Origin of the sequence: Devosia algicola (assembly GCF_028816455.1) — a bacterium.
GTDB lineage: Bacteria > Pseudomonadota > Alphaproteobacteria > Rhizobiales > Devosiaceae > Devosia > Devosia algicola.
In genome coordinates, this window is the sequence record NZ_CP118246.1 from 2,359,131 (window position 1) to 2,373,083 (window position 13,953).

The following is a 13,953-nucleotide window of genomic DNA, read 5'->3' on the forward strand; positions in this document are numbered from 1 at the left end:
CAAGCCCTACAAGCCGGTCATCGCCGCTACCCCCTCCAGCACGTTCGTCAGCCCATCGCCGGTCAGATCATCGGCGCCACCAGAACCCGTCAGATTTTCAATGCCGGTCAGGCTGTCACCAGCAGCGTCGCCACCCGAGCCAACGCCTGTTGTCAGATTGACCGTTACGGCGCCGATGGAACTGACATAGCGTGCGGTATCGGTGCCAGCGCCACCGTTGAGCACGTCGGCACCTACGCCACCCTCAAGCACATCGTCGCCGATACCGCCTAAGAGCGTATCATTGCCAATGCCACCGTCGAGCGTGTCATCGCCGTCACCGCCGTCAAGGGTGTCATTGCCGCCGTTACCCGAAAGCGAATCGTTGCCCGCGTTGCCAGTCAGTGTATTGGCAGCGCTGTCACCGGTCAGCGTGTCGGCAAATGCCGAACCGGCCAGGTTCTCGATGTCTGAGAGATTGTCCCCGGCGGCCGCGCCACCAATGCCGACCCCCGAACCCAAATCAACATCTACCGCGGCGGCGGAGGCGCTATAATCCGCCGTGTCACTGCCCGAACCACCTTGCAAAATATCGGCACCCAGACCGCCGACAAGTCGGTCATCACCCGCGCCACCCGCCAGAATGTTGACATTGTCGTCGCCGGTCAGTGCATCGTTGAAATCTGAACCGGTCAAATTCTCGACAGCGATATAGCTATCGCCCGCCGCATCACCACCCATGCCGATGCCGGTCGACAAATCGACGGTGACAGCGCCGCTTGAGCCTGCATAGTCCGCAGTATCGGAGCCAGTGCCCCCATCCAGAACATCGGCACCCGCGCCGCCGGTCAGTGTATCATTGCCCGCGCCACCGATCAGCGTATCGCTACCAGCCTGACCGGCAAGAACATCATCGCCCGCGCCACCATCGAGTCGATTGTCTCCGGCATCGCCACTGAGTGTATCGCCATTGACCGATCCAACCAGATTTTCAATGCCCGTCAGCGTGTCACCTTGGGCGTCACTGCCCGAACCTGAGGCTGTCGCCAGATTGACATTGACCGCGCCGGCCGACCCCGAATAGTCCGCGGTGTCGATACCGGTGCCGCCATCGAGAATATCGGCACCCGCGCCACCAGCAAGATAGTCGTTACCAGCCCCGCCTTCGAGCCGGTTGCTACCGGTGTCGCCGGTTAGAGTGTCATCAAGGCCCGAGCCGCGAACATTTTCAATCGAGCCTAAAACTGTCCCCTGTTGCATCACCGCCGCTGGCGGTGCCCGCTCCCAGATCGACAGTAACACCGGCAGCCGAGGCGCTGTAGTCGGCAGTATCAGACCCGCCACCACCAACAAGATTGTCGGCGCCGCCCAGACCCGCGAGCACATCATCGTCGCCGCCACCGCTCAGAACATTGGCGCCGCCATCCCCAGTAAGAAAGTCGCCACTGCTAGACCCGGTCAGGTTCTCAATGCCGGTAAGAGTGTCGCCCTGCGCATCGCCACCAATGCCGGTACCCGTCGTCAGGTTTACGGTGACGCCCGAGAGCGAACTTGCGTAGCTTGCCGTATCAGTGCCCGCACCGCCGATCAGAGTATCGGCAGAGCCTCCCCCTTCAAGTGTGTCGTCGCCGCCCCCCGGTCAGCGTGTTGAGTAGATTGTCACCGATCAAGGTATCGTCAAAACCCGATCCGACAAGATTTTCAATACCAACCAGCGCATCCCCGGCCGCATCGCCGCCAAAGCCAATGCCTGCGGCAATAGAGACGGTAACCGCTGCGCCCGACGTGGAATAATCGGCAGTATCGATGCCAGCGCCGCCGTCGAGCATATCGCCGCCAGCACCGCCAATCAGCGTGTCATTGCCGAATTCACCTTCCAGCGTATCGGCTCCGGCGCCACCCCAAAGAATATCGTTGCCCGCACCACCAGCCAGTCGGTTGACACCGCCGTCGCCCCTCAAGATATCAGAATATGCCGAGCCAGTCAGGTTTTCGATACTGGTAAGCGTATCCCCTGTGGCGTCGCTGCCAGTTGCAGTCCCCGCTCCCAGATCAACAACGACCCCGGCAAGAGCATTGGCATAGCTTGCTGTATCGCTGCCGACACCACCGTCGATCTGATCGGCACCACTGCCGCCCATCAACTCATCATTGCCGTCGCCACCCGACAGCACGTCATCGCCTCCGAGCCCCGAAAGTGTATCGTTACCCTGACCACCCACCAGCGAGTTCGCCAACACGTCGCCTGTCAGATTATCATCGCCCGCCGTGCCAATCAGATTTTCAATCCGGACTAAAACGTCGCCTTGCGCATCACCGCCCGTACCGATACCCGACGACAGGCTCACCGTTACCGCCTGGCCCGACGCGCTATAATCAGCTGTGTCAACGCCATCGCCGCCATCGAGCGTATCGGCCCCAGCGTAGCCCGCCAGCGTATCCGCCCCTGCGCCACCAACCAGCCGATTGACTTTTGAGTCACCGATCAGCGTGTCATCAAACGCCGAACCGACAAGTGCTTCAATCGAGGTAAAGCTATCGCCATTGGCGTCACCACCTGTCGCCGAATTGGTCGACAGATTGATATTGACCGCCGCACCCGACCCCGCATAGCTGCCAGTGTCGAACCCGGAGCCACCGTCGAGCGTGTCAGCGCCCGAACCACCCTCAAGTGTGTCGTCGCCGCTATTGCCCAGAAGCTGGTCGTCGCCCGCGCCACCACTGATGATGTCGTCACCAGAACCGCCTCGTAGGCGATTGACTTGGGCGTCGCCGATAATCAAATCATCATTGCCTGAGCCATCGATATTCTCAATGCCGCTAAAAGTGTCGCCCGCCGCATCGCCACCCGACCCGGTACCGGCACCAAGATCAATGGTGACGCTATCAATGGAGCCGGCGTAGCTAGCCGTATCGACACCAGCACCACCGATCAGCGTATCAGCGCCCGCACCGCCTTCCAGAGCATCATCGCCCGCACCGCCCTCAAGACGGTTATTGCTGGCCGATCCCACGATTGTGTCATTGTAGTCGGAGCCGGTTACGTTCTCGATGCTGACGAAACTGTCACCCTCGGCCTCGCCGCCTGTTGCCAGACCGGAGCCAAGATCGACCTGCACCGCTGCGCCCGACAGGCTGTAATCCGCCGTATCAACGCCCGCGCCACCGATCAGTGTATCGGCGCCGTCGCGGCCGCGCAAAATGTCGTTGCCAGCGCCGCCGTCCAGCACATTGTCGCTGGCATCGCCATTCAATTGGTCCGACAGCGCCGAGCCAATGATATTTTCGACGCCAGTAAAACTGTCGCCGTCGGCATCGCCACCAGTGGCCGTTGCCAACTGCAGATCGACGACAACCGCGGCGCCCGAGCCCGAATAGTCGACAGCATCAATACCCGCGCCACCGTCAATCGCATCGGCGCCAGCACCGCCTTCAAGCCGGTCATTGCCATCGCCACCAAACAGGCTGTCATCGCCCGCCTGCCCGCGCAGAATATCGTCCCCGGCGCCACCATCGAGACGGTTGGCGTTGGCGTCACCCACAATAGTGTCGGCGCCGCCCGACCCCACAATGTTTTCGATATCCACCAACCGGTCGCCAGCGGCGTCACCTGCTGTACCCGTGCCAACGCCAAGGTCAACAGCAATTCCGGCGACCGAACTGGCGTAATTGGCGGTATCGGTGCCCGCGCCACCATAAAGTTGGTCCGCGCCGCCTTCACCGCTCAGAATATCATCCCCGGTGCCACCCTCAATGAGGTTGGCACCGCTATCGCCACGCAACTGATCAGCAAAAGCCGATCCCGCGAGGTTTTCAATACCAGAGAGTTGGTCCCCCGCCGCGTCGCCACCAGAACCGGTTCCAAGGGTCAGATCAACATTCACCCCTGCGGCGGAGTTGGCGTAGTCAGCCGTGTCGATACCCTCGCCGCCGATCAGTTGATCTGCGCCACCGCGGCCCTCCAACCGATCATTGCCAGCACCGCCGTCGAGTGCATTTGCGCCGCCATCGCCGACCAGATGATCGGCAGAACTACTGCCCACCAACTGTTCGATGCCTGTCAGCGTATCGCCAGCCGCGTCACCACCGCTTGCCGTTCCTGACGTCAGGTCAACACTGACCCCGGCACTCGAAGCAAGGTAGGACGCGGTGTCGATCCCGACCCCGCCATCCAGCACATCAGCGCCCCCAAGACCCTGTAGCAAATCGTCACCGGCACCGCCTGTCAGCGTGTTGACCGCCCCATCGCCGGTCAATTGGTCGGCAAAGTCCGATCCCTCTACATTTTCGACGCCACTATAGCTGTCACCGGCGGCAGTGCCACCGCTGCCGACCCCGGTTGACAGATTGACGTTTACCGCACTGGTCGAGGCAGCATAGATGACTGTGTCGCTTCCAGTGTCGCCCTCGAAATGATCGGCACCGGCACCGCCCTCGAGCCGGTCATCACCGGCGCCACCCACGAGCGTATCGTCACCCGCCGCGCCTGTCAGCGTGTCGTTTCCCGCTCCACCTGACAAGACGTTTGCGTCCGCATTACCAACCAGAACATCGTCGTATGCCGAGCCTAAGGCCGCCTCAAACCCGGCAATATCATCGCCCGTGGCGGCGCCACCGCTGACGCTGTTTGTACTCAGCATCCACATTGACTGCGGCGCTCGAACGCGAATAATCCAGTGTATCGAAGCCCGCGCCACCCCTTAGAACGTCGGCGCCATCGCCACCGCCAATAACATCATTACCGGCGCCACCATCGATGACATTGCTCCCCCCGTCGCCGTTGAGCGTGTCGTTCTCGGCCGAACCAACAAGATTTTCGATGCCACTTAGCTGGTCGCCTTCAGCATCGCCCCCGGTACCAAGGCCAATGGTCAGGTCAACAGTCACCCCCGCCGTCGATTTGCCATAGCTGGCCGTATCAACACCCGCACCGCCATCCAGAATGTCCGCACCGGCGCCACCGGTTAGCACATTGGCGCCGCCATCACCCCTCAACAGGTCGGCAAAACGCGAACCTTCCAGGTCTTCAATGCCCGACAGAACATCGCCCTCAGCATAGCCACCCGACGCCGTGCCCGCCGCCAGGTCAATAGCCACACCCGCATTTGAGTGCGCATAAGAGGCAAGATCAGTACCACCGCCACCGGTGAGACTATCGGCACCCGCACCCAGATAAATGACGTCATCACCCGTGCCGGCATTGATGATGTTGCCGGGCGGCGCCGCATCAATTGCTGTCGTCGTCGAATTGGTTGTGGGATCGGTAAAATAGAGATCATCATCGCTCAAGACATCGCGCAGGCCGATCTCGGTGGTCGCCACGGAGGTGCCTTCGCTACCATCGGTTTTTTGCAACGTGTACTGGATGGTCAACGAGCCGGTGTCGTAAAATCCTTGTGCGTCGACGGGGCTGCCGTCGGCCGGTAGCGTATAGTTGAGCACCAGCGTTTGCACCAGCGGGTCCGCTGGATCAACGCCCAGCGCCCAGCCCAGATCGGTCTTTGTTGCTCCGACAATCGACATGCCGGGCGGCAGGTTGGTCACGATCAGACTGATCGGCGTATATTCTTTGAATGGCAGGTCAAGCGTCACCTCAACGGCGCGGCTGCTGGTGCCACTGGGCGCCAGATCGAGGCTGTCGGCGTAAATAATGTCACGCCCGGAGGTGCCATTGATCAGTTCGGGTGCCGCCTGCACGCTATGGCTCGGATCAACATCGGCAGGCGCCTTCGCCGTGGCGCCGACAATCAGGGTCTCGCCAGTAGACAGGAGCGACGTCGTTTGTCCGGTGACACCGAGTACCCGAAGCGAAATTTCAGAATTTGGCAGAATGTCGGACGTGCCCGTGGTCGACGAAATACCACTGCTCGATGAGGCTTCACTGAATTTTTTATTGTGCTCTGCTGCGCCCATGTCGGCGTCGATCTTGGAGCGGTCATACTCGTTGAAACTATTGCCCAAATGATCGTCAATATGCTTCGGTACCGGTTTTTCTGGTGCCTGCACATCCTGCGGCGAGGTTGCTGCGGCCGATTGCGCATCGGGCGTCGGTTTGGCGTCGATCTCGCTTTGCGCCATCGAGGTGCGAATGGTCTCATCGGCAAGAGAGGCACTGTCAAACTGACCAACCTGCGCTATCAGGTCCTTTGGCAGCACCTCGAGACCATCGAACTGCATGGTTGGAATGACATCGAGCGCCGACAACAAGCCAAATTCCAGCAGGATGATCTTGGCGCCATCAGCAAAGGTAATGATCAGATCAACATCGGACAGGTTGACCTTGACCCCACTCAGGTCAAAAGCGAATAGAAGTTGCTGGCCTTCATGAACGTCAACGACCAGCGTGCCGCCTGCGTCGGGTTTTTCAATCACTGTCGCATTGCTGCCCGTCGCGGCGTTGGCCAAGTCCAACGTCGTCAGCGGCGCCTTGTCGTCCTTTTCGGGAGTATCAACCATTGCGCAGCGTGAACCCTGTCGTCGACCCGCCGCTGCAATAGCGTCGCGCCGTCGCGCGCACTTGCGGCATTAGTCTCCAATTTGGTTCATAATGGTTACTAATTAAGAAACAGCGTCCTCGTTCGCTAAAATGCAACTATCGATCACAAATGGCCGAAAAACTAACTCTTCCGCCTCCAGGTCACCCACTTTTAAGCGATTCTTAACCTAAAAAATTAATGCTGCGTTCATCTAGTAAGAGGCAGTTGAATGTCAGCGTTGAGTGGTGCGAGGTCCGCACGCGGAATAGCCGTCGCCCTAGTGCTGACGAGCAGCGCCACTCTATGGGGCTGCACCAGCACCCAAACGACCAGTTATTCGCGCAGTGCCGCCGGGGATATTACCGGCTCCATCGAGGCTTCCCAGGAGACCACGATTGGCACGACCCCCACACGAGGCGGCCCAATGCCGCTGACAGATGTTATCGCCTACACGCTCAAGACTAACCCTGATATCGGCATCGCCCGGGCGCAGGCCCAGGATGCCAGCGCTGGTGTCGGCGTTGCCCAGGTGCCCTATATGCCCACTGTCGACTATAGCGCGGCCTACGGCCCTGAACGTACCTACGCTTACGACACCGAAATAACCACGCAGGCCGATCGCGCCGAGGCAAGCATCCGAGCCTCCCAGTTGCTGTTTGACTTTGGCAAGACTGCCTCCGACGTCGACCGTGCCAAGGCGTTGGAAAAGTCGGCGAGTTTGCGCCTTGACGCCAAGACCACCGAGGTCATAACCGCCGCTGTGGAAGCCTATCTGGCCGTTCTCGAACTCGACCTGCAAATTGCCAATAGCCGTAAAAATGAAGCGGCGCACGAGCAAATGCACCACATCGTTACGTTGAATGAGCAGGGTGGTAATGGCACCATGGCCGACGTGCAAAAGGCTCTCACCCGGCTCGACGCCGCGCGCGCCCAAACCATTGACCTGGTCGCCGAACGTCGCACGGCGGCCAGCACCTTTGAACGGGTGACCGGCATGTCGCCTGGAAGTCTGAGGATACCGACACCGCCAAAGGCAAAGGGCAAAGTCAGCGACGCCGACATTTCGCGTTACGCCGCAACAGACCCGCAGCTTTTGTCGATCAAGCAGGACAAGGCGAGTCTGCTGGCACAGATCAAGTCGCTACAACTCGACTACCTTCCCAAGGTGACGCTGGAGGGCAGCGCCCATATCCAGATGAATGTGGGTGGCAATAACCCGGCACGCACCGATGCGCGCGCCATGTTGTCGATCAATGGCAGCCTGTTCGATGGCGGCGACCGCGCCGGCAAGATCCAGCAAATCGAGGCGCGGGTGTCCGAGACCGAATATCGCTATCGCCGCACCCTCGACAATTTGCGCTTTGACGTCGACGACGCCGACCGTGTCCTTGATACCGCCGCCTCTCGCCTTGGCAATATTGCTGGTCGCATCAAATCGGGCGAGGACGTTGTCGACCTTTACACCCAACAGTTTCAGGGCGGCACTCGCGGGATATTTGAACTGCTCGACGCCCAGCAGGAACTGAGTTCAGCGCGCTCTGAACAGATTACCGCCCAGTTCGACGTCCTGCGCGCCCAATATCGTATGCTTCGCCTGACCGGCGAGTTGACCCAAGCCCTGAGCCGATAGAATAGACTATGTCAGTTTTGCCTCGCCATGGCGCCAACCCAGCATGCGCTCGGCCTTGGCGGAACTGAAAAAGCTGCGATTGCCGCTCAAATCTCCTGTGATCGGCACTTTGGGAAAATGCTGAACTGCCAGCGTCTGGCTAGGTGTTGTCTCAGTCGTGTCAGGGCCAACGATGTAAAATGCCTCGTGTCCGGTAAATGCCGCTTCAAGACTTTTGAGGCAAGCATCCGCGGCCGACGCCCGACCAGTCCACGCCCAAAGATGATGTTCGGGGCTTTGCCCGTTTCTGGAATAAATATTGATCGCATCCGCGCGCTCTGGCACCACCAGATGAAAGCGCATGCTGGCGATGGTCATGTCTTCGTACCGCCGTGCAAAACTCTCGCCCTGCTCCTCGCATATCCATTTTGACAAGCTGTACGGCTCCTCGCTGTAATTGGCGTGGCTTTCATCCAATGGAAAGTTGTCATAGCGTGGGTGACGACTAAAGGCGTGGCCGATGGCATTGACGCTCGAGGCCTGGCAGATCTGCATAATGCCATTCTCCGCCGCCGCCCGTAGCGCATTGTAGCTGCCTACCACATTATTATTGTGCACGATGTGGTCCGGATGTCGGCCCGGCGAGGGAATGGCCGCCATGTGGATCAGGCCGTCGCAGCCAGCGAAGGCCTCAACCAGCCGGTCATATTCAGACATGTCAGCCTGCACGAAACTGATATCGCCAGTCGCGCTGGCAGTTGCGGGCGCCACCCGATCAATACCGACCACGCTGTGACCTTGGTCCAGCGCCATCTCGACGATGGCCCGACCTATAGCGCCACTGGCGCCCGTAACCGCAATTCGCATTGTCGCTTCCTATTGTTCGTAAACCGCCTGAAGCAGCCCACGGATATAACCGATGGCATAAAGTCGCCCAAAGGCGGAATAGCCCGCATGGGCGTTGCTGTCACCCTCGACCGTTGGCACATGATCAGGCCTAAGCACGCCTTCAAAACCGATGTCCCGATATGCTTTCATGCACGCAAGCATGTCGGTTTTGCCCGCATCGTGCCAGGTTTCCTCGAACCGCTCTGGCACGCCCCGCACGTCGCGGAAGTGAATGAACGAGAGCCTTGTCGGCAAGCTTTCGAATGACACTCGGCAAATCATCGGTCATCAGGGTGAAGTTGCCCTGACACATGGTAATTGTATTCATCTTGCTGGGTACCAGTTCGATCAGGCGTTGAAAATTGTCAACACTGCGCATGATCCGACCAACCCCCGCAATCGGTGACAGCGGCGGATCGTCCGGATGCATGGATAGTTTTACACCGGCTTTTTCGGCAACCGGCAACACGATCTTCAAGAAATATTCGAGATGCTCCCAAAGTGCCTCTTCACTGATCGGCGGCTCGCTAGTCATGTCATCGCGGACGTCGTTGACATCGAAACTGGTGACCACCGAGCCTCCACGTGAGGGTGTTGCCAAATTTGTGCGGACCCAGTTGAAATCGGCCATCCACTCATAGCACCAGACCGGAATGCCCAACCGTCCCATGCTCTCAATCATGGTGCAGACGGTGGCGATTTCCTCGTCACGGCCCGGCAGACCGCGCTTGGCCTTGTTCAGGGGCGGGCGCGCCTCGATCACGGCGATCTTGAACCCGGCATTGTCATAGACATCCTTCATGCGGGACAGCGGCGCATAATCGCCGACCTGTTCGTCGGCCTTGAGTGTATCAAAAGGCAGGCCACCGACCGCCAAATTGACCCCGGCCTGTTGTGCCAATTTCCACACAGGGGACGGCGTCGGACTGATGAACTCAGCAATTTCGAGCATGATGCCTCGCGATTTGGTTGAATTGACTGGAGACACGACAGCAAGTGGCCGTGCCCGATGACGGGCGCTAGACTGGCAATAGTTCGGTCAACCGCTCCGCCACGATTTCGGGCCGCTCAGCATGCAGATAGCACGATGCGGCCTGACTTTCGCTGATGCGAAATAAGGGAGGCCGTGTCGCGCACACATCCATTGCGGACGGGCAGCGCGAACGGAACGGGCACCCGGCGCTGACGCCGCCTGCTTCACGCGCCACAATTGGATGCTCGCCCCAACGCTGGTCCAGATTTGGCCAGGGAATGGAATCGACCAGAAGCTTTGTGTACGGGTGCTGCGGATCCTTGATCACTGCATCGACATCGCCAGCCTCCATGATCGCCCCGCGATACAGAACAATAATAGATTTGGCGATGTGATAGGCCGTGGTCAGGTCATGGGTGATATAGATAATGGACACACCATAGTCGCGTTGCAGATTGCGTAATGTTTCCAAAATATTGGCGCGCAATGATGCATCGACCATCGACACCGGTTCATCGGCGATCAAAAGCCGGGGCTTGAGCAGCAGTGCCCGCGCCACATTGATGCGTTGGCGTTGACCGCCTGACAATTGGTGCGGAAAACGTCCTAATATGTCTTCAGGTCGCAGACCAACCGCTGTAAGTGCCTCTTCCATCCGGTCGCGCGCTTCGGCCCTGTTTTTGGCCAGCTTGAAACGCTTGATCGGTACAGTGAGCAGATGGTCAACGGTGTAAAACGGGTTGAACACCGCAAACGGATCCTGAAACACCGCCTGAACCTCGCGTCGATAAGCCAGTCTATCCTTGCCCATCAACCCGGTGATATTCTTGCCACGATAGATGATTTCGCCGGTCGTCGGCGTTATGAAGCCGAGCAATAGCATCGCAAGTGTGGTCTTACCGCTACCACTTTCCCCCGCAACCGTCATGATCGTTGGCTCGTCCTCGCGCAATGTCAGTGACATGTCGCGCAACGCCACGTTGGACTGCGCGTGAATCAGACCGCGCGAATATACTTTGGAGACATTTTTGAGTTCCAAAAGATTGCTCAATGTTCTGTCTCCTCGTCATACAGGTGACAGATCACCATGCGACCGTCGGGCAAATACTCCACCTCAGGTCGAACCTTGGGACACGTATCCATGACCTTTGTGCAGCGCGGATGGAACGCGCAGCCACTCGGCAGTCGCAATAGCGAAGGCGCCAGTCCGGGTATCCCTTGAAAGACACCCTTATTATCCAGATTGGGTAAACTTGAAATCAGCGCCTGCGAATAGGGATGCTTTGGATCGGTGAACATGTCGCGTACCGTGCTGACTTCCACCAGCCGCCCGGCATACATCACCCCAACCTTGTCAACGAACTGAGCCATCAGACCCATGTCATGACCGATCAGAATAACCGCCGCGTTGATCTCATCCTGCACCCGGTCAATGGTTTCCATGACCTGACGCTGGGTAACAACGTCCAGCGCACTGGTCGGTTCGTCCGCAATAATGACTTTTGGCTCGAGCAACACGCCAATGGCAATGCAAACGCGTTGCTTCATGCCACCGCTCAATTCATGCGCATACATGCCAAAAACGCTGGAATCCAGATCCACCGATTTAAGTGCATGCATGCAGCGATCCTGAATCGCGGTACGAGACTCTGACGGTGCATGGGATTTGATTGCATCCACCATTTGTGACCCGATCCGCATGACCGGATTAAGCGAGTTCATCGCCCCCTGCGGGATATAGGCGATCTTGTTGAGACGCGCCTGTCGCATGGCCTTGGGATCAAGAGCCATCAGATCGACATCGTCGATAAAAACGCTACCACCTTCCACGCGGCCGGGGGGTTTGATCATGCGCATCATCGCCAGCGCCATAGTGCTCTTGCCCGAGCCCGACTCGCCAACCATGCCCATTTTTTCGCCAGCACTCAGCGAAAAACTGACGTCATCCAAAGCCTTGGCGCGCCCGCTATCGGTATAGTAGGTGACTTCGAGATTCTTGACTCGCAGGACCGGCGGCTCACCAGACGCATCAAATGCCTGGGTGGCATTGCGCGAACCGGCTTGCGCACTCGCTATCGTTGAACTCATTCCGGTCACTCCGATTTCCTGACGCGCGGATTGGCCAGTTCGTCCAGCCCCATATTGATCAATGCAAGCGAACCCAGGATCAATATCATCCCAAAGGCCGGCTCAAGCGGCCACCACCACCAGCCGTTGAAAAACGCGCCCTGGGATTGCGCGGCCCAGATGATGTTCCCCAATAGCGGTTCACGCAACGGCCCAAGGCCAAGCACCGCGAGATAGAGTGAGGCAAACACCGCTGCAAACACCTGGCCGACAAAGGCAGCCGCAATGAACGGCAACAGATTGGGCAGGATTTCCTTGAAAATAATGCCGAAATCACTCATGCCCGACAGCTTGGCGACGGCCACGAACTGCCGTTCTTTCATGGTGAGCACCTGCGCCCGGATCACCAAAGTCGGCCCCATCCATGCCAGCAGCACCACGATCAGGGCCATGGTCAGGATGGTGACATCACGTTTGTCGAGCGAGCCCGCGATGACCACCTGAATCAGCAGCACTGGAATCGGCGTTAGAATCTGGCAGATGGTGCGCACGCCTGAATCCACCCAGCCGCCAAAATAGGCCGACGAGAAGCCCAGAACCACGCCAATAAAGGTACCGATGCCCCCAGCCAAAAGGCCGATTGCCGCGGTTTGCCACATGCCCACCACCATCGCCGCAAACAGATCACGGCCAAAAAAATCGGTCCCGAACGGATATTTGAGACTTGGCGGCTGTTTGAGCGCCGCCGACAGGGGATAGGCGTGCTTGGGATTGATCACCAACAGGCCGATCACCGTGAAAAGCGTGAGCAGCAACAGGATAAGCAAGCCCAGAGCCAATCCCTTGTTGCGGTTGAGATATCGGAAAAAGAGCGTCAGCGCCTTGGGCTGTTCGGGCACTTGATCCGCGGATACAGCAATCGTTGCCATGTTGGCTCCTAAGTGTTCCGGATCCGCGGATCCAACAGCGGATAGACAAATTCAAGCACCGTCATCAGCGTGGCCACGGCGATGGTGATGAACAGCACGATGCCGTATATGGTGGGAAAGTCGTTCGATCGGATCGCCAGATTGAGCAATGAACCAATGCCCGGCAGACCGAATAGCCCCTCGACAATAACCGCGGAGGTAACGACCGTACCGAGCGCTAGCGCCAGACCGGTAACCTGCGGCAACAAGGCATTGCGCAAATAATAATCGCGGAAAATGCGCCCGCCGGTCAGCCCCTTGTGCTCCGCAAAATTCACATAGTCTTCGCCCTGGATGGTGATGCCCATACCACGCATCGACAATACCCAGGCGCCAACCGACCCCAGAATTAGCGAGAATGCGGGTAAGATCTGATGCGCCATCAGATCGAAAAAGAATGTCCAGGACCAATTGGGTACCACACCCACCGAATAGGCGCTGCCCAACGGCAACCATTTGAGCCGGAAGCCGATGAAAAACACCAACAAAATGGCCATGATTACCGGTGGCACACCGGTTAACAGGATGAACGGGGTCGCAAATGCGCGCAGCCAGCCCGGCGCGCGGGGCCAGGCGGCCACAGCCCCTAGCAAAGTGCCCATGACAAACGCAATGATGGTCGTCACCAGCAGCAGACCAATCGTCCAGGGCAAAGCCTGAGAGATCAATTCGGTGACAGTGGAGGGATATTTATAGAGCGAATAACCAAAATCGAGGTGGATAACGTTATTGAGATATTGGAGATATTGCTCGAGCAGCGGCTTGTCGAGGCCGAACTGTTGCTGCATCGAGGCGATGAGCTTTTCGAGGTCGCCAGGCGAAAATCCGCCTGTACGGGCCAGCTCTCCGAAACGTTCGCGAATGGCATTTCGCGACGACAGTCGTGGCACGAAGAATACGATGGTCGAGGCAGCCCAGATAACCAGGACAAGAAACAGCAGCCGCTTGACGATAATCTTGATGCTCAATGCAGTAGTCCCTGATGTCTGGTGA

10 protein-coding genes and 2 pseudogenes are annotated in these 13,953 nt (G+C 58.5%); 1 reads left to right on the forward strand and 11 read right to left on the reverse strand.

All coding sequences use genetic code 11. The features are described 5' to 3' along the window. Positions 1–6 precede the first annotated feature (6 nt). The 5 genes and pseudogenes from PSQ19_RS12495 to PSQ19_RS12510 form a co-directional block, all read right to left on the reverse strand. Positions 7–1,239, reverse strand: a complete 1,233-nt coding sequence (locus tag PSQ19_RS12495) for a calcium-binding protein (protein ID WP_282218004.1) — start codon at positions 1,237–1,239, stop codon at positions 7–9. Next, positions 1,208–1,363 (reverse strand): hypothetical protein, encoded by a 156-nt coding sequence (locus tag PSQ19_RS20135; RefSeq protein WP_456077511.1) that lies wholly within the window; start codon positions 1,361–1,363, stop codon positions 1,208–1,210. The genes PSQ19_RS12495 and PSQ19_RS20135 overlap by 32 nt, the downstream gene beginning before the upstream one ends. A gap of 39 nt (positions 1,364–1,402) precedes the next feature. Then, positions 1,403–1,582: pseudogene (locus PSQ19_RS20140) on the reverse strand (calcium-binding protein); the annotation flags it as partial. A gap of 10 nt (positions 1,583–1,592) precedes the next feature. Beyond that, positions 1,593–4,619 carry a beta strand repeat-containing protein gene (locus PSQ19_RS12505; protein ID WP_282218005.1) on the reverse strand — a complete coding sequence of 1,009 codons (3,027 nt, stop codon included), beginning with the start codon at positions 4,617–4,619 and terminating at the stop codon, positions 1,593–1,595. Next, a complete protein-coding gene (locus PSQ19_RS12510; protein ID WP_282218006.1) occupies positions 4,573–6,435 on the reverse strand; it encodes a calcium-binding protein in 1,863 nt (620 codons plus the stop codon). The genes PSQ19_RS12505 and PSQ19_RS12510 overlap by 47 nt, the downstream gene beginning before the upstream one ends. Positions 6,436–6,879: 444 nt before the next feature. Here PSQ19_RS12510 and PSQ19_RS12515 point away from each other — a divergent pair, with 444 nt between their 5' ends. After that, positions 6,880–8,085, forward strand: a complete 1,206-nt coding sequence (locus PSQ19_RS12515; protein ID WP_282218007.1) for a TolC family protein — start codon at positions 6,880–6,882, stop codon at positions 8,083–8,085. A 6-nt stretch (positions 8,086–8,091) separates the two neighbouring features. Here the strand turns inward: PSQ19_RS12515 and PSQ19_RS12520 are convergent, their stop codons facing one another. The 6 genes and pseudogenes from PSQ19_RS12520 to PSQ19_RS12550 form a co-directional block, all read right to left on the reverse strand. After that, a complete protein-coding gene (locus PSQ19_RS12520) occupies positions 8,092–8,931 on the reverse strand; it encodes an NAD-dependent epimerase/dehydratase family protein (protein ID WP_282218008.1) in 840 nt (279 codons plus the stop codon). Positions 8,932–8,940: 9 nt separating this feature from the next. Then, positions 8,941–9,904 (reverse strand): annotated as a pseudogene (locus PSQ19_RS12530) (mannonate dehydratase). Between the two features lie 67 nt (positions 9,905–9,971). Further along, entirely contained in the window at positions 9,972–10,976 is a 1,005-nt protein-coding gene (locus PSQ19_RS12535) for an ABC transporter ATP-binding protein (protein ID WP_282218011.1), read from the reverse strand. Then, positions 10,973–12,013: an ABC transporter ATP-binding protein gene (locus PSQ19_RS12540; RefSeq protein ID WP_282218012.1), complete on the reverse strand. Its 1,041-nt coding sequence runs from the start codon at positions 12,011–12,013 to the stop codon at positions 10,973–10,975. The genes PSQ19_RS12535 and PSQ19_RS12540 overlap by 4 nt, the downstream gene beginning before the upstream one ends. Positions 12,014–12,018: 5 nt before the next feature. Then, entirely contained in the window at positions 12,019–12,921 is a 903-nt protein-coding gene (locus PSQ19_RS12545) for an ABC transporter permease (RefSeq protein ID WP_282218013.1), read from the reverse strand. Between the two features lie 8 nt (positions 12,922–12,929). Further along, complete coding sequence (locus PSQ19_RS12550) at positions 12,930–13,928, reverse strand: ABC transporter permease (protein WP_282218014.1); 999 nt, start codon at positions 13,926–13,928, stop codon at positions 12,930–12,932. Positions 13,929–13,953 lie beyond the last annotated feature (25 nt).